The sequence below is a fragment of the Streptomyces sp. NPDC093018 genome, from assembly GCF_040684035.1.
Taxonomy (GTDB): domain Bacteria; phylum Actinomycetota; class Actinomycetes; order Streptomycetales; family Streptomycetaceae; genus Streptomyces; species Streptomyces murinus.
Genome location: NZ_JBFBFF010000025.1, coordinates 49,640 through 68,628 on the forward strand (window position 1 = coordinate 49,640; position 18,989 = coordinate 68,628).

Below are 18,989 nucleotides of genomic sequence, written 5' to 3' on the forward strand. Positions count from 1 at the left end.
GCACCATGGCCACCTCGACCGTCTCCCGGACGCGCCCGTCGCGTCCGTCGCGGCGCCCCGAGCGGCGCCCGGCGATCCGGATCCGGCGCCAACTGCCCACCAGCCCCTGGCTGTTCGCCGCGCCGGGGCTGGTGATCACCGGCGTGTTCATCCTCTACCCGTTCGTCTCCACGGTGCTCAACGCCTTCACCGACCGCCGCACCCTGATCCCGGGACAGTTCGTCGGCCTCGCCAACTTCCGCGAGCTGCTGCACGACGACATGTTCTGGATCGGCCTGCGCAACAGCGCGTTGTACGTCGTCGGTGTCGTCCCGGCGCTGGTGCTGCTGCCGCTGCTGCTCGCCCTGCTGGTGCAGAAGAACATCCCCGGCATCACCTTCTTCCGGTCCGCCTTCTACACCCCGGTCGTCGCCTCGATCGTGGTGGTGGGCCTGATCTGGGTGTGGCTGCTGGACGAGCGCGGACTGGTGAACTCGCTCCTGGAGACGATCGGGGTGGGCAAGGTCGGCTTCCTCAGCGACCAGTGGCTGCTCCTGCTCAGCGCGATGGCCGTCACGGTCTGGAAGGGCCTCGGCTACTACATGATCATCTATCTGGCGGCGCTCGCCAATGTGCCGCGCGAGCTGCACGAGGCCGCCGCCGTGGACGGCGCGGGCCCGGTCCGCCGCTTCTTCACCGTGACCGTCCCGGCCATCCGCTCCACCATGGTCCTGGTCGCCGCGCTCTCCTCGGTCTCCGCCTTCAAGGTGTTCTCCGAGGTGTATCTGCTGGCCTCGCCGAGCGGCGGCCCGGCGGGCGAGGACACCACCCTGGTGATGCTCGTCCAGCGCACCGGCACCGGTCTGACCGGCCGGGTCGGCTACGCCTCCGCGATCTCCCTGGTCGTCTTCGCCGTCACCGTCGTCCTGATGCTGCTCGTCCTGCGCGCCGACCGGAGGGAGGACACGTGAGCGTCGCCGAGAAGGCCCCGGAGACCGGCACCCGGCCGGCCCGTGCCCGCGCACCCCGCTTCACCGACGAGCACGGCCGCCGCGTCCGGGTGTGGGAGCTGGTGCTGCGCTATGTGCTGCTGATCGCCGTACTCGCCCTGACCGTCGGCCCGTTCGTGTGGCAGCTGTCCACCTCGTTCAAGGGCCCCACCGAGGACATCTTCAGCTCCCCGCCGAAGTTCCTGCCCAGCCACCCCACCCTGCACAACTACGAGCGGGTGTCCGAGACCATCCCGGTCTGGGACTACGCCCTCAACTCCCTGAAGGTCGCCACCGCCAACGTGGTCACCAACTGCGTCGGCTCCGCCCTCGCCGGTTACGCCCTGGCCCGGCTGCGCTACCGGGGCCGCCGGGTGGCCGCCCTGGTCTTCGTCCTCGCGATGCTCGTGCCCGCGGAGGGCATCATCATCGCCCAGTTCACGACCATGCGGGAACTCGGCCTGAACAACACGCTCATCGGCGTCGTCCTGCCCGGCTCCATCGGCGCGATGAACGTCCTGCTGATGCGCAACGCCTTCCTCAACCTGCCCTACGAGATCGAGGAGGCCGCCTACGTCGACGGTGCCAACGCCTGGCAGCGGTTCCTGCGGATCGCGCTGCCCTCGGTCAAGGGCACCCTCGCCGTCGTCGCGATCTTCGCCTTCATGGGCGCCTGGGACGACTTCCTGTGGCCGCTCATCGTGCTCAGCGACCCGTCCAGGTTCACCCTGACCATCGGCCTCAATTACCTCCACGGCACCTTCGCCAACGACGAACGCCTCGTCGCCGCCGGCACGATCATCGCCGTGGCACCGCTGATCGCCCTCTTCGCCTGCCTCCAGCGCTACTTCTTCCGCGGGGTCGGCGAGGGCGCGGTCAAGGGCTGATCCCGGGCCCCTCCCGACCCCGCGAAGGGCCGGCCCCGGGCCCCCTCCCGACCCCACTTCCGCAAGGACCCCGTATGCCTGCTGCCGTGCGCTTCGGCGTCAACTACACCCCGAGCCAGGGGTGGTTCCACCACTGGCTCGACTTCGACCTCGACGCCGTACGCGCCGATCTGGACTCCGTCGCCGCGCTCGGCCTCGACCACCTCCGGGTCTTCCCGCTGTGGCCGTACTTCCAGCCGGACCGCGCGCTGATCCGCCCGCGCGCCGTTGAGGATCTGGTGCGGCTGGTCGACGCCGCCGCCGAACGCGGGCTCGACGTCAATGTGGACGGTCTGCAAGGACATTTGTCCAGCTTCGACTTCCTGCCCGCGTGGACCCGCACCTGGCACCGCCGCAACCTCTTCACCGACCCCGAGGTGCTGGACGGCCAGGCCGCCTATCTGCGCACCCTCGCCGCCGCCCTCGCCGACCGGCCGAACTTCCTCGGCATGACCCTCGGCAACGAGGTCAACCAGTTCTCCGCCGGCCCCCACCCCGACCCCGACCGGGCCACCGCCGACCAGGTCGACGCCTGGCTGGAGCGGATGCTCGCCGCCTGCGAGAAGGGTGCCCCCGGGAAGCTGCATCTGCACGCCGAGTACGACGCCACCTGGTACCAGGACGACATGCCCTTCACCCCGGCCCAGGCGGCCCGGCGCGGCGCCCTCACCGCCGTCCACTCCTGGGTCTTCAACGGGACCGCCCAGCGGTACGGCCGTACGTCCGTGGCCAGTGAGCACCACGCCGCGTATCTGATCGAGCTGAGCAAGGCCTGGGCCGAGGAACCGCACCGGCCCGTCTGGCTGCAGGAGGTGGGCGCCCCGGCCCCGCTGGTCCCCGCCGAGCACGCCGCCGCCTTCACCGAGGCCACCGTCGCGAACGCGCTGGACTGCCCCGACCTGTGGGGCATCACCTGGTGGTGCTCTCACGACGTCTCCCGCGATCTCGCCGACTTCCCCGAACTCGAATACAGCCTCGGCCTGTTGACCAACGACCGCCGCCCCAAGGACCTCGCCCGCGCGCTGTCCCGCGCGGCCCGCGACCACAGCCACGCGCCCGCTCCGCGCAGCACCGCCCTCATTGTCCCCGCCGACCCGGCCGCCCGCTCCCGCTGCGCCCCCGGCGGCGACGTCTTCGAGGCGTTCTTCCGGCTGACCGCCGACGGCGCCCGACCCACCACCGTCCTCGACACCCGGGCGGCCGACCGGGACCATCTGGCCGCCCGCGCCCTCACCGAAGTCGTCACACCCGACCAGGTACTCCGCACCCCCCGAGGAGGCACCCGCTCGTGAACCCCACCAGACGCACCGTCCTGCTCGCCGGCGCCGCCGCCGCGTTCCTGCCCGCGCTGTCCACCGGCACCGCCCAGGCCGCCCCGAAGGCGACGGCCACACTCCAGCCGTACGCCTCCTACTGGTACCCGGACTCCCTGCCCTCCGGGAGCCCAGGGCCCGGCATCACCTGGCGCAGCCTGAAGACCTGGCGCGCCGCCACCGACGCCGATCTCCCCTTCAACGCCGCCTCGGTCCCGCTCGCGCCCCGCTTCACCCCGACCCCGGTGAACACCACCGCGCGCGCCGGGCAGGCCCGCATCCAGTCCCTGGTCTCCTTCGGGCCCACCTCGTCCAACCCTTCCCAGGGCTCCGCCACCGCCGACTACTACGCCCTCACCCACTGGGCGTACATCGACGAGCTGGTGTTCTGGGGCGGGTCCTCCGGGGAGGGCCTGATCCTCGCCCCGAACGCCCCCGTCGTGGACGCCGCCCACCGGCACGGCGTACCCGTCCTCGGCAACATCTTCCTGCCGCCCGCCGCTTACGGCGGACAGCTCCAGTGGACCCGCGACCTGGTGCGGAAGGACGGCTCCGGTCACTATCCGCTCGCCGCCCAACTCGTGGCGGTCGCAGCGGCCCACGGCTTCGACGGCTGGTTCGTCAACGCCGAGACGGGCGGCGGCAACAGCGCCCTCGGCACCGACATGCTCGGCTTCGTCAAGGAGCTGAAGCGGCTCGCCACGGCCGCGGGACAGCGGATCACCTGGTACGACGCGATGACCGTGAACGGCTCGGTCAGCTGGCAGGGCGCGCTGAACGGGCAGAACCAGGCCTTCTTCCAGGCCGCCGACGACATGTTCGTCGACTTCCGCTGGAGCGCGTCCTCGCTCGCCGCCTCCGGGCAGAAGGCCGTACAACTGGGGCGCGACCGCTACGCGTTGTGGGCCGGTGTCGATGTGGAGTCGGGTGGCTGGAACACCTCGGTGGACTGGGACGCGATCGTGCCCGCCGACCGCTCGCACCTCACCTCCCTCGGCCTGTACCGGCCCGAGTGGACCCGCGGCCACCTGCCCGCCGACCACACTCCGGAGGACTTCCACGCCGCCGACGACCGGTTCTGGACCGGCCGCTCCCTCGATCCGTCCCGCCCCGACACCGCCGACAGCTGGCGGGCCCCGGCCCTCTCCGTCGCCGACCGCTCGACCGTCGCCGCGCTGCCGTTCGCGACCGCCTTCAACACCGGCCACGGACTTTGCTGGTACGACGACGGCGAGGTCGCCTCCGACCTCCCCTGGAACCACCTCGGGCTCCAGGACCGGCTGCCCTCCCGGCGCTGGGTGGTGCGCACCGACGGCCAACGGCCCGCCGTCGCCTTCGACTTCGCGGACGCCTGGCGCGGCGGCAGCAGTGTCCTCGTGGCCGGTGCGCTCGACCGTCCCACCGAGCTGGACCTGTACGCGGCCCGGCTGCCGATCGGCCCCGACACGGTCGTCGAGCTGACCCAGCGCACGGACACGGGGGCGGTCCGCGTCGAACTGGCCGTGGCGACCGCCGAGCCGGACGCGGCCGGGGGCGCGCCACCGTACACCTACCTGCCCGTGCCGGCCGGGTCGGGCGACGGCTGGCGCACCTCGGTCGTACGTCTCTCCGGTCTCTCCGGTCGGTCCGGGACCGTGCACGCCCTCGGCGTCCGGCTCACCGCCACCGGCGGCGGCCCGGTGAGCTGGCGGCTCGGCGGCCTCGCCGTCCACGACGGCACCGACACCCCGGCCGCCCCCTCCGGTCTGCGGATCACCGCCGCGTCCGGCGGCGACCTGCGCCTCGCCTGGGAGCACCCGGCGCCCGGCACGGTGCGCCACTACACCCTGCACCGTGTGCTGCCCGACGGCACCCGCCGCTTCCTGGGCGGTACCGGCCAGCGGGCGTACTTCACCGGCGGTCAGACACCCGCGCCGGGCGAGCCCGCCGTACGGATCGAGGTTAGGGCGGTAGGAGAGCTGTACACCTCCTCCGCGCCCGCGACCGTCGCCCACCCTTCGTGACCGACCGCCGATCCCTTCGCTGACCCACGTTCTACGACCTACGGAGCATCCCGTATGCATGACGACCGCAGTCTGGTCGAGGCCCGGCTCAAGCGCGTCCTCGACGAGCGCATCCGCCCCGCCGTGTACCCCGAGTCCGTCCCCCTCGATGTCGCGGTGTGGCACGCGCCGGGCGAGCCCGTGCCGGTCGCCGAGGGGCTGGCCGCCGAGCCGGAGCCGGTGCGGGTGGGCGCCCGGTGGGGTGCTCCGTGGGGCACCAGCTGGTTCCGGGTGACCGGCACCGTGCCCGAGGAGTGGGCCGGGCGGACCGTGGAGGCGCTCCTGGACCTCGGCTTCGACGAGAACATGCCCGGCTTCCAGTGCGAGGGCCTGGTCTACCGCCCCGACGGCACCCCGGTGAAGGGCCTCAACCCGCGCAATCAGTGGGTGCGCGTCGGCGCGCCCGTCGCGGGCGGCGAGGAGGTACGGCTGCACATCGAGGCCGCCTCGAACCCCGTCATCCTCGACTACCACCCCTTCCTGCCCACGGCGTTGGGCGACAAGGAGACCGCGGGCAGCGAGCCGCAGTACACCCTGACCCGCATGGATCTCGCGGTCTTCGACGAGGGCGTGTGGCAGCTGGTGATCGATCTGGAGGTGCTCGGCGAGCTGATGGCCGAGCTGCCGGTGGACTCCCCGCGCCGCTACGAGATCCTGCGCGCCGTGGACCGGGCCCTCGACGCCGTCGACCTCCAGGATGTGAACGGCACGGCGGCCCGCGCCCGCGAACAGCTGGCCGGTGTGCTGTCCGCGCCCGCCGTGCCCTCCGCGCACCGGATCAGCGCCGTCGGGCACGCGCACATCGATTCCGCCTGGCTGTGGCCGCTGCGCGAGACCGTGCGCAAGGTGGCCCGGACGACGTCCAACATGACCGCCCTGCTGGAGGACGAACCGGACTTCGTCTTCGCCATGTCCCAGGCGCAGCAATGGGCCTGGGTCAAGGAGCACCGGCCCGAGGTGTGGGCGCGGGTGAAGAAGGCGGTGGCGGACGGGCGGTTCGTGCCGGCCGGTGGCATGTGGGTGGAGTCGGACACCAACATGCCCGGCTCGGAGGCGATGGCCCGGCAGTTCGTGCACGGCAAGCGGTTCTTCCTGGACGAGTTCGGCATCGAGAACGACGAGGCCTGGCTGCCCGACACCTTCGGCTTCGCCGCCGGACTGCCGCAGATCATCAGGGCGGCGGGCGCCACCCGGCTGCTGACGCAGAAGATCTCCTGGTCGCAGACGAACAAGTTCCCGCACCACACCTTCCAGTGGGAGGGCATCGACGGAACGCGCATCTTCACGCACTTCCCGCCCGTCGACACCTACAACTGCTCGATGAAGGGCAGCGAGATCGCGCACGCCGCCCGCAACTTCAAGGACAAGGGCGTCGCCCGGCACTCGCTCGCCCCCACCGGCTGGGGCGACGGGGGCGGCGGCACCACCCGCGAGATGGTCGCCAAGGCCGCCCGGCTGCGTGATCTGGAGGGTTCGGCGCGGGTGGTGTGGGAGACGCCGCGGGCCTTCTTCGACAAGGCGGAGGCCGAGTACCCCGAGCCGCCCGTGTGGGTCGGCGAGCTGTACCTGGAGCTGCACCGCGCCACCCTCACCAGCCAGGCAGGGACCAAGCAGGGCAACCGGCGCAGCGAACACCTGTTGCGCGAGGCCGAGTTGTGGGCGGCGACGGCGGCCGTACGGAACGGACTCCCCTATCCGTACGAGGAGTTCGACCGGATCTGGAAGACGGTGCTGCTCCACCAGTTCCATGACATCCTGCCCGGCTCCTCCATCGCCTGGGTGCACCGCGAGGCACGGGCGACCTACCGGCGCATCGCCGGGGAACTGAACGGGATCATCGAGACCGCCCAGCGCGCGCTGGCCGGCGAGGGCGGCACGCCGCTGGTCTTCAACGCGGCCCCGCACGCCCGCGCGGGCGTACCGGCCGGCGCCGCCGCAACCCCTGCCACCGAAGGCCGTACCCGCGTGGCGCCCCGCGAGGGCGGCGGGCACATCCTGGACAACGGTCTGCTGCGCATCGAGATCGACGGCCGCGGCCTGGTCGTCTCGGCGTACGACATCGAGGCCGACCGGGAGACGATCGCACCCGGCCGGGTCGCGAACCTCCTCCAACTGCACCCCGATTTCCCGAACATGTGGGACGCCTGGGACGTGGACGAGTTCTACCGCAACACCGTCACCGATCTCACCGACGCCGAGTCCGTCGCGCCCGGCGAGGACGGCGAGGACGGCGCATCGGTGCGGATCGTCCGGGCCTTCGGTTCCTCCCGGGTCACCCAGGTGCTGTCGCTGGCGGCGGGTGAGCGGCGGCTGGTGCTGGACACCGAGGTGGACTGGCACGAGACCGAGAAGTTCCTGAAGCTCGCCTTCCCGCTGGACGTGCACGCCGAACGGTACGCGTCCGAGACCCAGTTCGGGCACTTCCACCGGCCCACCCACACCAACACCTCCTGGGAGGCGGCCCGGTTCGAGGCGTGCAACCACCGCTTCGTCCATCTGGAGGAGCCGGGCTGGGGCGTGGCGATCGTCAACGACTCGACGTACGGCCATGATGTGACCCGGGCCGTCCGGGGCGACGGCGACCGGGGCACCACCACGACGGTCCGGGTGTCGCTGCTGCGCGCCCCGCGCTTCCCCGACCCGGAGACGGACCAGGGCGTGCACCGCTTCCGGCACGCGCTGGTGCCGGGCGCGGACATCGGCGACGCGGTGCGCGAGGGCTGGCGGATCAATGTGCCCGAGCGGCGGGTGACCGGCGCCGGGGAGGTCGCGCCGCTGGTGTCGGTGGACGAGGACGCGGTGGTCCTGACGGCGGTGAAGCTGGCCGACGACGGCAGCGGCGATGTGGTGGTGCGCTTCCACGAGGCTCATGGCGGCCGGGCCCGGGCCACGCTGACCGCCGGGTTCGAGGTCGCCGGGGTCACGGTGACCGATCTGCTGGAGCGGCCCCTGCCCGAGGCGGCGGCACCGCGGCGGGACGGCGACCGGATCGCGGTGCGGCTGCGGCCCTTCGAGCTGATGACGTTGCGGCTGCGGCGCCGTCCCAGGTGAACCACCCGCCCCGGATCCTCGTCTTCCTCTGCGACCTTCACCAGCCGCGAACCGGAGAACCACGGTGCCAGACAGAGACGTTGAGCGGAGCGACGACCAGGGTCACGGCCCGGTGCCCTGGTGGGCGGACCTCGGGGTGTGGGGGGCCGTCGCGCTGATCGCCTTCGGCGGTCTCGCGGCGGTATGGGTCTCGTTTCGTCTCCCCGGCACCCCGGAGGCGCCCGCGGCCGGCTACTACGGGGCGGCCCGGGTCGTCGCCATCGGTCTGGTGATCGTGGGCAGCGGCCTGCTGAATCGCCGACGCGCCCGGTCCACGGCTGCCGGGGAGACGACCGGGGCGGACTGAGGTCCGTGTTCGAGTCGGGCGGGCCGGGCGGGTCGCATACGGACGCCGTGGTTCAGGTTCAGCGTTTCCATTGAGCGCTCAACTCCCTTGATCTAGCCTCTTGTTCATCGAACGGCTGCTCTAGCCGGGAGTGCACCATCGGAGCCCGGTCGCCCTTCCAGCGGCCTGAAAAAAGGGAGATCCATCATGGTCAAGCACTACATCAAGTACGCCTTCAGCACGCTCACCGCGGCGATGTTCGCCAGCATGGCCTGACGAACGGTCCCGGCCTGGACCGGGAGTCGGATTCCCGGTCCAGGAACCAGGAGGCGTACTTGTTCGGCACGGCTTTCAGACAGCTGCGTTACAGCACGGCGATCCTGCGCAACCGGCGGATCCGTCCGGGGGACCTCGAACGGATCGCCCGCGATCTGATCGAGACCCTGGCCGAGTTCGGCGAGCCGGGAGAGGACTCGGTCCTGCTGCCCGGGCAGTCCGGGGCCGTCGATCCCGACGTACGCCGCACCGTCACCGCACGCAGTCTGCGGGCCACCGCCCGCGCCGCCGTCCGGCACACCCCCTACTATCGCCGGGCCTTCGAGGAACTGTCCCTCGACCCGGACACGCTCACGCCGGAGACCTGGGAACAGGTGCCGGTCACACCCAAGTCCGCCCTGCGCGGACTGCCCGCAGCCTTCGTCTCCGCCGCGTCGGTCCCCTCGCTGATGGCGCTCACCACGGGGACCAGCGGGACCCCGACCAGCGTCTGGTTCTCGCGGGCCGAGGTGGAGATCATGGTCGCGATGAGCACCGTGTCCGCCGTGCTCGGCATGGGGCTCCGGCCCCGGCACAGCATGGCCTACGCGGGCTGCTCCCGAGCGACGCTGCCGCTGCTCAATGTGGAGGAGTCGGTCACCCGGATCGGCGCGGCGTTCGTGCCGATCGGCACCGTGGAGCCGGCGGTGACGCTCGACCGGCTCGCGGCGCCGCTCGGGCTGCGCGGCAAGGCCCCGCAGATCACCCACCTCACGGTCGCGGCGTCCTATCTGGCCGCCCTGGTCGAGGAGGCGGAGCGGCACGACTGGCAGGCGCCCGACTTCGGTCTGGAGTCGGTGGGCGTCGGCGGCGAGGTGCTCTCCGAACCGCTGCGCAAACGGGCGGAGGCGGTCTTCGGCGCCCGGATCACCAGCTCGTACATGATGACGGAGACGGTGCCGTCCGGCGGCACCGTCTGCGGCGCGGGACATCTGCACCACACCACCGAGTTCGGGCATCTGGAGGTGCTCGACCCCGAGACGTGGGAGCCGACACCGCCGGGCGGGGTGGGCGTCATCGTCCAGACGCCGTACGTCCCGTACCGGGAGTGCACTCTGCTGCTGCGCTACGACACGGGCGACCTGGTCCGGCGGCCCGAGGCCGCGCCGGAGTGCGAACTGGCCCATATGCCGGCGACCTCGCTCATTCTCGGCCGCTGGTCGGGGCCGTCCAGCCGGGCGGTGACCACCCGGTCGCTGCTGGAACTGCTGGAGGCGGAGCCCGACATCCCGCTGCCCGCCCGCTACGCCCTGACGGAGGCGTCCGGGGGCCCGCTGCTCCACGTCCGCACCCGCCGCCGGACCGGTACCGGGCTGCTCGGGAGGCTGGAGGACCGGGCCACCGCCGCGGGCCTCGCGCTGGGCGGCATCGTGCTCCATGACGACCCGGCCGGAATGCCGGCCACCGGCCCGGTCCGCGCCGATCTGCGCGAGCACACCTTCGAATCGGTCCGTCCGGCCGCCGCGACGCTCGGGAGCCCGGCATGAGCACCCCCGCTTTGCTCGGCCTCAACGGCTGTGTCCTGGTGGCCATGGTGGCGAGCGCCGCCTACTTCCACCGGGTGCGGATGCCCCGGCCCCCGGTGGGGCGGTACGAGCTGCCCGACATCGCCGTGATGTGCCTCGTGGTGGCGGCGGCTCCGCTGCTCTATCTGTACCTGCCGCGCGCCGCGGTGGCCACCGTCTTCGGCCTGGTGCTCTGTACGGCGCTGCAGTTCACCCTCGCGCCGCTGACCGGCGCGGGGCGGGCCTGGCTGATCGCGGTGGCCGCGGTCGCCGCCAACGGCGTACTGGCCCTGCTCGGCCGCCCGCTCGCCGTGATGGTGCTCACCGATGTGCTGCTCGTCGTGGCGGTGGCGGGGGTCGCCACCATGTGGGCGCAGAGCGGGATGCGGTCCGCGCAGGCGGCGTGGTTCGCGGGCGCGCTCGCCTGCTACGACCTGGTGGCCACCGGGCTCACCTCGGTCATGGACCGGTTCGCGGCCCAGGTCATGGGACTGCCGTTCGCCCCGCTGCTCGCGGTGACGCGTGGGGAGCCGCCGGTGGCGCTGGGCCTGGGCGACCTGCTGCTCCTGGTGCTCTTCCCGCTGACCGCGGTCAAGGCGTTCGGACGGGCCGCCGGAATCCTCGCGGCCGCAGTCGGACTCGCGGTGTCCTCCGCGGTCAGCGTGCTGTTCGCGCGGGGCGTGCTGACCGACGCCTTCCCGCTCCTGACGGTGCTGGGACCGCTGATCGTGGTGCAGCACCTGGTGTGGCGGCGGGTCCGGGGCGGCGAGCGCACCACCGCCGAATGGCGGGCGGGCCGGCCCCGGCCGACACCGTCCGCGACGGCCGCGGAACCCGACCCCGCGATCCTCAGGGCGCTCCGGCCCTCCGGTGCGACGGAGCCCGCCCAGGGCGAGTGGCTGGCCGTCGCCGACGGCCGGGTGGTGGGCGCCGGAGCGTCCCCGGGCCGGGCCCGCAGGGACGCCCGGCTCCGCGGCTGCGACGCCGTGCCCGTGGTCCGGCGGGCGTGAGGCCCGGCACGGATCCCGTCGGACCGGTCCCGTGACCGGAGGCTCGGGACCGGCTCACCCGGCCGGCTCTCAGACGACCATGACCCGGCGTCCGCGGGTGTGGCCCGCTCGGCTGTCGATGTGCGCCGCCGCGGCCTCGGCGAGCGGGTACGACTTCTCGACCGGGATGTGGAGCTTCCCCCGGGAGATGAGGTCGGCGGCCGCGGCGAGCGCGTCCGGCACGCTCCCGGCCACGCCGGAGAACCGGACGCCGAACTCCGGCGCGCCGAGATCGGCGATGGAGACGACCTTGTGCGGGTCGCCGACCAGTTGGACGAGTTCGCGGAGCACGCCCGAGCCGGCCAGGTCAAGGGCCGCGTGGACGGGGCCGAGCCGCCGTACCCGCTCGACCCAGCCCTCGCCGTACGTCGTGGCGAGGGCGCCCAGGCCGCGCAGATAGTCCTGGTTCGCGGCCCCGGCGGTGCCGATCACCGTGATGCCGCGGTCGCGGGCGATCTGCAGCACCGCCGAGCCGACTCCCCCGGACGCGCCGCTGACCAGCAGCGTCTGTCCGGGCTGTACACCGACCTCGCGGACGATGCGCAGCGCGGTCTCCACCACGGAGGGGTAGCCGGCCGCCTCCTCGAATGTCAGGCCCTCGGGCATCCGGGCCCAGGCCGACAGCACCGCGAACTCGGCGTAGGTACTGGAGCCTTCGCCGAACACACGGTCGCCGATCTCGATCCCCTCGACGCCCTCGCCGATCTCGTCCACCACCCCGGCGGCGTCCAGCCCGACCCCCGAGGGCAACTCGGTGGGGTGGGCCCCCAGTTTCTGGCCCTCGCGGATCCTCCAGTCGACGGGGTTCACACCCGCCGCCCGTACCGCGATACGTATCCGGCCGGGGCCCGCGTGGGGCTCCTCGGCATCCGTGAGGCGCAGGACGTCTGGACCGCCGAACTCGGCGAAGCTCACTTTCTTCATGGATGGACCGTAACACTAACGGTTAGCGTTTTGGCATTGGTTGTGTTTTGGAGTTGATTCGGATTCGCACCTGGTAGTGTCACGGCATGACCGTGCCGCTCGGACGCCGTGAACGCAAGAAGGCCGCGACCCGCCAGAAGATCGCCGACACCGCTCTCCGGCTCTTCCTGGAGCACGGGTACGAGGCGGTGGGCATCCGAGATGTGGCCGCCGAGGCCGATGTGGCCGTCACCACGCTCTTCTCCCACTTCGCCTCGAAAGAGGCCCTGGTGTTCGAGCGGGACGACGACTTCGAGCAGCGCCTCACGCGCGCGGTCACCGACCGGGCGCCGGGCGAGCCGCTCGTCCCCGCGCTGCGCCGCGAGGTCCGGTCGATGGTCCGGCATTGCACGGCGGACGGCGCCGCCCCGATCTGGCACATGATCGACGGCTCCCCCGCCCTGCGGGAGTACGAGGAGTCGATGCGGCTGCGGCACGCGGAGTCGCTGGCGACGGCCATCGGCGCCGATCCCGGCGTCTCCCGGGGAACGACCGCGGACCGGGCGATCGCGAGGTTCGTGATCGACGCCTACGCACTGGCCCGCGCGGCGTCCGAGCCGGACGCCGCGCTGGACGAGATCTTCCGGATGATCGAAGCGGCCTGGGCCGTCACCCGCCCCTCCGGCGGCGCCACGGGCGAGGCGGGACTCTAAGTCAGGGCTCGGCCCTGCCCGACGCTCAACCGTCCGGGAGGCCGGTGCCAGGGGTGTGGCTCGCCCGTCCGGGAGGTCGTCGCCGGGGGCCGTACGGCTTCAGCGCAGTCGTCGCACGCGCAGCACCAGGTCGTCGGTGTGGTGGGCGCCGGCGCCGCCGTCGGGTGCCACGCGGGGGCGCTGCTCGTCCACCTCCACCTCCCAGTCGTCGTCGAGCAGTTCGGTGACCGTCGAGGGCCAGACGTAGTCGGCCGGGTCGAAGCCGCTCTCGTGCGCCTGCTTGGCGTCCACCCCCGCGTGGTGCACGAACAGCAGCACACCTCCGGGCGCGACGGCCGCGAGCAGTGCCCGCTCGGCCGCGGCGTCGGGGGTGCGCAGCAGGGCCGGGTACTGCGCGGAGACCAGGTCGAAGGAGGCCGGCGGGAGCGCGGCCTCGGTGAGTGCGGCGTGCACCCAGCGGACGGTGAGGCCCGCGTCGCGTGCGTGCCCGGCCGCTCGTTCCAGCGCCACGCCGGAGACCTCCAGCGCGGTCACGTCCCAGCCGGTGCGCGCGAGCCAGACGGCGTCGGCGCCCTCGCCGCACCCGACGTCGAGCGCCCGCCCCGGGGTGAGCCCGGCGGCCTCGGCCACGAGCGCGCCATTGGGCCGGCCGCTCCACAGCCGGGGCCGGTCGGCGTACCGCTGGTCCCACTCCGCCCGCAGCGCGGGGTCTCCGAGGTACTCACCGGCGGGCGAGGGAGCGTCGGACATGGGCGAGTCTGCTGCGATGTCATTGGTCACGGGCCCACCGTCGCCCACGCCGTGGCGGTCACACCACTTCTGTTGCCGGTCCGGCAAAACGGCGTCCCGAGACCTTCCCAATGGAAGGGCCCCCGCGAGCGATGTGCTCGCGAGGGCCCTTCGTTGTGCGCCTGCCCGGTGAAGGGTGAGAAGACGATCACGAGCAGGACATCCGTGTGACTACGGCGTCACGGGTTGAGCAGCAGGCTGTCGCCGCGCTCCTTGGCGGCGGCGTAACGCTTGGCCACGTCCTGCCAGTTGACGACGGCCCACATGGCGTCGATGAAGTCGACCTTCTGGTTCTTGTACTGGAGGTAGAAGGCGTGCTCCCAGGCGTCGAAGACCAGGATCGGGGTGGCGCCCTGGCCGACGTTGCCCTGGTGGTCGTAGACCTGCTCCACGATCAGGCGGCCACTCAGCGGCTCGTACGCCAACACGCCCCAGCCCGAACCCTGGGTGGTGGCCGCGGCCTTGGTCAGCTGGGCCTTGAAACCGGCGAAGGAACCGAAGGACTCGGTGATCGCGTCGGCCAGGTCACCGACACCGTCCTGGGCGAGGGGCTCGCCGCCGCCGTCCTTCGGGCCGGTCATGTTCTGCCAGTAGATGCTGTGCAGGATGTGCCCGGAGAGGTGGAAGGCCAGGTTCTTCTCCAGGCCGTTGATCGACCCCCACGTCTCCTTGTCCCGCGCCTCGGCCAGCTGCTCCAGCGTGTCGTTCGCACCCTTCACGTACGCCGCGTGGTGCTTGTCGTGGTGCAGCTCGATGATCTCCGGGCTGATGACCGGGGCCAGCGCCGAGTAGTCGTACGGAAGTTCCGGAAGCGTGTAAAGCGCCATGTCCAACGTCCTCCGACGTTATTGCGAATCGTATGCAGGTGCACGCTAACAGCAAGAACGGTACCTTGCGATCAGGCGTTGGACCTAGGACCCTCTCCCCATGTCGCGCCGCGAGAAAGGCAGGCACGTGACCATGACCCCGCCGTCGGCACACCATGGCGCGGCGGCGGCCCCGGACGAATCGGTGCTGCTGCGACGCCATGGCCTGCGCTGCACGGCCAGCAGACTGTGCACTTTGAGGCTGCTGGCCGGATCCGGGCAGCATCTCTCCTCCGCCGAAGTCTGCGCCGCGCTTCAGGAACGCGGTCTGCCGTTCGATCAGGCGACCGTCTACCGGACTCTGGAGACCTTCACGGACGTGGGCCTGGCGCACGCCGTGCACGGCCCCGGCCCCAAGCGCTACGGCGTCAGTTCCGAACCGCACCACCATGCCGTGTGCGAGGGGTGCGGTCGGGTGGAGGACCTGGCGATCGCCGACATGAGGGAGGCCGTGGAACGGATCACCCGCCTGACGGGGCTGCGCGCCGGCGCGAGAGGCTCACTGCTGCTTTACGGCCGATGTGCCCGGTGCAGCGCGTAGGCGAGTGCCAGGGAATGCTGGTGCCCCGCACGCGCCCGGGCGGACGCGTCACTCATCGCCCTCCAGGTTGCCCTCGGTCTCCAGGTACACCTGCCGCAGCTCCGCCAGCAGCGCCGGATCCGGCTTCACCCACATTCCCCGCGACTCCGCCTCCAGCAGCCGCTCGGCGATGCCGTGCAGCGCCCAGGGATTGGCCTGCTGGAGAAACGCGCGATTCGTGGGGTCCAGGACGTACGTCTCCGTGAGCTTGTCGTACATCCAGTCGGCGACCACGCCGGTCGTGGCGTCGTAGCCGAACAAGTAGTCCACGGTGGCGGCGAGTTCGAAGGCCCCCTTGTAGCCGTGGCGGCGCATCGCCTCGATCCACTTGGGATTGACCACACGCGCCCGGAAGACACGGGAGGTCTCCTCGACGAGGGTGCGGGTGCGGACGGTCTCCGGGCGGGTGGAGTCGCCGATGTAGGCCTCGGGCGCGGTGCCGCGCAGCGCGCGGACGGTCGCGACCATGCCGCCGTGGTACTGGAAGTAGTCGTCGGAGTCGGCGATGTCGTGCTCTCGGGTGTCGGTGTTCTTCGCCGCGACCGCGATCCGCTGGTACGCCGTCTCCATCTCCTCGCGGGCCGGGCGGCCGTCGAGTTCGCGACCGTAGGCATAGCCGCCCCACACCGTGTAGACCTCGGCGAGGTCGGCGTCGGTGCGCCAGTCGCGGGAGTCGATGAGCTGGAGCAGCCCGGCGCCGTACGTTCCGGGGCGGGAGCCGAAGATGCGGGTGGTGGCGCGGCGTTCGTCGCCGTGCGCCGCTACGTCCGCCTGCACGTGGGCGCGTACGTGATTGCTCCCGACCGGTTCGTCCAGGGAGGCGGCCAGGCGTACGGCGTCGTCGAGCAGGCCGATGGTGTGCGGGAAGGCATCGCGGAAGAAGCCCGAGATGCGCAGGGTGACGTCGATGCGGGGACGGCCCAGCTCCTCGTACGGGACGGGCTCCAAGCCGGTCACGCGGCGCGAGGCGTCGTCCCAGACGGGGCGGATGCCGAGCAGGGCGAGGGCTTCGGCCACGTCGTCGCCGGCGGTGCGCATGGCGCTGGTGCCCCACAGGGACAGGCCGACGGAGACGGGCCAGTCGCCGTTGTCGGCGCGGTAGCGCTCCAGGAGGGATTCGGCGAGGGCCTGGCCGGTTTCCCAGGCGAGGCGGGAGGGCACCGCCTTGGGGTCGACGGAGTAGAAGTTGCGGCCGGTCGGCAGGACGTTGACGAGGCCGCGCAGCGGGGATCCGGAGGGGCCTGCGGGGACGAAGCCGCCGGCCAGCGCGTGGACCGTGTGATCGAGTTCGGCGGTGGTCGCCGCGAGGCGCGGGACCACCTCGCGGGCGGCGAACTCCAGGATGGCCCGGACCTGTTCGCCGTGCCCGGTGGGGGCAGCGGCCGGGTCCCAGTCCGCGTCGTCCATCGCCTGGACCAGGGCGCGGGCCTGTTCCTCGGCGGTGTCAGCCGTTGTACGGGTGGCGGCGGACTCGTCCAGGCCGAGGGCTTCGCGCAGGCCGGGCAGTGCCTTGGCGCCGCCCCAGATCTGGCGGGCGCGGAGGATGGCGAGGACGAGGTTGACACGGTCGGCGCCGGTGGGCGGGTTACCGAGGACGTGCAGGCCGTCGCGGATCTGGGCGTCCTTGATCTCGCAGAGCCAGCCGTCGACATGGAGGAGGAAATCGTCGAAGCCGTCGTCGTCGGGCCGGTCCGCCATGCCGAGGTCGTGGTCCAGCTTCGCCGCCTGGATCAGGGTCCAGATCTGGGCGCGGATGGCGGGCAGCTTGGCCGGGTCCATGGAGGCGATCTGGGCGTACTCGTCGAGGAGTTGCTCCAGGCGCGCGATGTCGCCGTAGGAGTCGGCGCGGGCCATGGGCGGGACGAGGTGGTCGACGAGGGTGGCGTGCACACGGCGCTTGGCCTGGGTGCCCTCGCCGGGGTCGTTGACCAGGAAGGGGTAGACCAGTGGGAGGTCGCCGAGGGCGGCGTCGGGGCCGCAGGCGGCGGACAGGCCGGCGTTCTTGCCCGGCAGCCACTCCAGGTTGCCGTGCTTGCCGAGGTGGATCATCGCGTCCGCCCCGAAGCCGCCCTCCGACTGGGGGGCGGCGATCCAGCGGTAGGCGGCCAGGTAGTGGTGGGAGGGCGGCAGGTCCGGGTCGTGGTAGATGGCGATCGGGTTCTCGCCGAACCCACGCGGGGGCTGGATGAGGACGAGCAGGTTGCCGAAGCGCAGGGCCGCGAGGACGATGTCGCCCTCCTTGTCGCGGCTGTGGTCGACGAACATCTCGCCGGGCGCCGGGCCCCAGTGGTCCTCCACCGCCACGCGCAGTTCCTTCGGCAGCGTGGCGAACCAGCGTCGGTAGTCGGCCGCGGGGACCCGTACCGGATTGCGGGCGAGCTGTTCCTCGGTGAGCCAGTCCTGGTCGTGGCCGCCCGCCTCGATGAGCGCGCGGATCAGTTCGTCACCGTCACCGGAGGCGAGGCCGGGGACGTCCGTGTCGGAGCCGAAGTCGTAGCCCTCCTCGCGCAGACGCCTGAGCAGGGCGACGGCGCTGGCGGGGGTGTCCAGACCGACGGCGTTGCCGATCCGGGAATGCTTGGTGGGGTACGCCGACAGGACGAGAGCCAGCCGCTTGTGCGCCGGCGGGATGTGGCGAAGGCGGGCGTGGCGTACGGCGATTCCGGCGACCCGGGCCGCACGCTCGGGGTCGGCGACGTAGGCCGGGAGGCCGTCGGCGTCGATCTCCTTGAAGGAGAACGGCACCGTGATCAGACGGCCGTCGAACTCGGGCACCGCGATCTGGCCGGCCGCGTCCAGCGGCGAGACGCCCTCGTCGCTCGCCGCCCAGGCCGTGCGGGAGCCGGTCAGGCACAGGGCCTGGAGGATGGGGACGTCGAGGCCGGTGAGCGCGCCCGCGTCCCAGGACTCGTCGTCACCGCCGGCCGATGCCTCGGCGGGCTTGGTGCCTCCGGCCGCCAGGACCGTGGTGACGATGGCGTCGGCGGCTCCGAGTTCGGCGATCAGTTCCGGCTCGGGCGCCCGCAGAGAGGCGACGTACAGGGGCAGCGGGCGGCCACCGGCCTCCTCGATGGCGTCGCACAGTACGTGGACGAAAGCCGTGTTGCCGCTCATGTGGTGGGCGCGGTAGTAGAGCACGGCGATGGTCGGGCCGCCGGTCGGCCGGTCCGGGCGCTCCAGCGGGCCCCAGGTGGGAGCGGGGGCCGGCGCGTCGAAGCCGTGACCGGTGAGCAGGACGGTGTCCGAGAGGAACCGCGCGAGCTGTCCGAGGTTGGCGGGGCCGCCATGGGCGAGGTAGGCGTGCGCCTCCGCGGCGATGCCGACGGGGACGGTGGAGGCCGCCATCAGCTGGGCGTCGGGAGCCTGTTCACCGGTCAGGACGACCACCGGTCGCCCGTCCGCCAGCAGCAGGTCGATGCCGTCCTGCCAGGCGCGGATGCCGCCCAGCAGGCGTACCACCACCAGGGCGACGCCGTCGAGGAGGGCCGGGAGGTCGGCCGGGGTGAGACGGGCGGGGTTGGCGAAGCGGTAGCCGACCGGGCCGTCGGCCGCGCGGGCGCTGAGCAGATCGGTGTCGGATGTCGACAGGAGCAGGATCTCGTGGGCGGGCGGGACTCGCTCCCCGGACGGAGTGGGCATGCGTC

General features: G+C 72.2%; 14 protein-coding genes. 10 read left to right on the forward strand and 4 right to left on the reverse strand.

The features are described from left to right. Nucleotides 1–5 precede the first annotated feature (5 nt). From AB0N90_RS35255 to AB0N90_RS35290, 8 genes are all read left to right on the forward strand, one after another. Nucleotides 6–950, forward strand: coding sequence for a sugar ABC transporter permease (locus AB0N90_RS35255; RefSeq protein ID WP_365203323.1), 945 nt, complete (start codon nucleotides 6–8; stop codon nucleotides 948–950). Next, nucleotides 947–1,855: a carbohydrate ABC transporter permease gene (locus AB0N90_RS35260; protein WP_365203324.1), complete on the forward strand. Its 909-nt coding sequence runs from the start codon at nucleotides 947–949 to the stop codon at nucleotides 1,853–1,855. The genes AB0N90_RS35255 and AB0N90_RS35260 overlap by 4 nt, the downstream gene beginning before the upstream one ends. Before the next feature lie 74 nt (nucleotides 1,856–1,929). Beyond that, nucleotides 1,930–3,186: a glycosyl hydrolase gene (locus AB0N90_RS35265; RefSeq protein WP_365203326.1), complete on the forward strand. Its 1,257-nt coding sequence runs from the start codon at nucleotides 1,930–1,932 to the stop codon at nucleotides 3,184–3,186. Continuing rightward, nucleotides 3,183–5,210, forward strand: a complete 2,028-nt coding sequence (locus tag AB0N90_RS35270) for an endo-beta-N-acetylglucosaminidase (protein ID WP_365203328.1) — start codon at nucleotides 3,183–3,185, stop codon at nucleotides 5,208–5,210. Before AB0N90_RS35265 ends, AB0N90_RS35270 begins: the two co-directional genes overlap by 4 nt. A 54-nt stretch (nucleotides 5,211–5,264) precedes the next feature. Further along, nucleotides 5,265–8,300, forward strand: coding sequence for a glycoside hydrolase family 38 C-terminal domain-containing protein (locus AB0N90_RS35275; protein WP_365203330.1), 3,036 nt, complete (start codon nucleotides 5,265–5,267; stop codon nucleotides 8,298–8,300). A 64-nt stretch (nucleotides 8,301–8,364) separates the two neighbouring features. Further along, the gene (locus AB0N90_RS35280) at nucleotides 8,365–8,646 is read left to right on the forward strand and encodes a hypothetical protein (RefSeq protein WP_365203332.1); all 282 of its coding nucleotides are present in this window, start codon (nucleotides 8,365–8,367) and stop codon (nucleotides 8,644–8,646) included. A gap of 314 nt (nucleotides 8,647–8,960) precedes the next feature. Continuing rightward, nucleotides 8,961–10,427, forward strand: coding sequence for an AMP-binding protein (locus AB0N90_RS35285; protein WP_365203333.1), 1,467 nt, complete (start codon nucleotides 8,961–8,963; stop codon nucleotides 10,425–10,427). Beyond that, on the forward strand, nucleotides 10,424–11,455 hold the full coding sequence (locus AB0N90_RS35290) for a hypothetical protein (RefSeq protein ID WP_365203335.1): 1,032 nt from the start codon (nucleotides 10,424–10,426) through the stop codon (nucleotides 11,453–11,455). The genes AB0N90_RS35285 and AB0N90_RS35290 overlap by 4 nt, the downstream gene beginning before the upstream one ends. A 69-nt stretch (nucleotides 11,456–11,524) precedes the next feature. Here the strand turns inward: AB0N90_RS35290 and AB0N90_RS35295 are convergent, their stop codons facing one another. Next, on the reverse strand, nucleotides 11,525–12,418 hold the full coding sequence (locus AB0N90_RS35295) for an NADP-dependent oxidoreductase (protein ID WP_365203336.1): 894 nt from the start codon (nucleotides 12,416–12,418) through the stop codon (nucleotides 11,525–11,527). 86 nt (nucleotides 12,419–12,504) lie between these two features. Between AB0N90_RS35295 and AB0N90_RS35300 the strand changes: the two genes are divergently transcribed. Beyond that, nucleotides 12,505–13,110: a helix-turn-helix domain-containing protein gene (locus AB0N90_RS35300; protein ID WP_365203338.1), complete on the forward strand. Its 606-nt coding sequence runs from the start codon at nucleotides 12,505–12,507 to the stop codon at nucleotides 13,108–13,110. Between the two features lie 99 nt (nucleotides 13,111–13,209). Here AB0N90_RS35300 and AB0N90_RS35305 read toward each other — a convergent pair whose 3' ends face one another. Further along, nucleotides 13,210–13,890 (reverse strand): class I SAM-dependent methyltransferase, encoded by a 681-nt coding sequence (locus tag AB0N90_RS35305; protein ID WP_365203340.1) that lies wholly within the window; start codon nucleotides 13,888–13,890, stop codon nucleotides 13,210–13,212. 188 nt (nucleotides 13,891–14,078) lie between these two features. Further along, complete coding sequence (locus AB0N90_RS35310; protein WP_365203342.1) at nucleotides 14,079–14,726, reverse strand: superoxide dismutase; 648 nt, start codon at nucleotides 14,724–14,726, stop codon at nucleotides 14,079–14,081. Between the two features lie 100 nt (nucleotides 14,727–14,826). Here AB0N90_RS35310 and AB0N90_RS35315 point away from each other — a divergent pair, with 100 nt between their 5' ends. Next, the gene (locus tag AB0N90_RS35315; protein ID WP_365203344.1) at nucleotides 14,827–15,306 is read left to right on the forward strand and encodes a Fur family transcriptional regulator; all 480 of its coding nucleotides are present in this window, start codon (nucleotides 14,827–14,829) and stop codon (nucleotides 15,304–15,306) included. A gap of 48 nt (nucleotides 15,307–15,354) precedes the next feature. On the opposite strand, the gene cobN is transcribed toward AB0N90_RS35315, so the two are convergent. Next, a complete protein-coding gene (gene cobN / locus AB0N90_RS35320; protein WP_365203346.1) occupies nucleotides 15,355–18,984 on the reverse strand; it encodes a cobaltochelatase subunit CobN in 3,630 nt (1,209 codons plus the stop codon). Nucleotides 18,985–18,989: the final 5 nt, after the last annotated feature.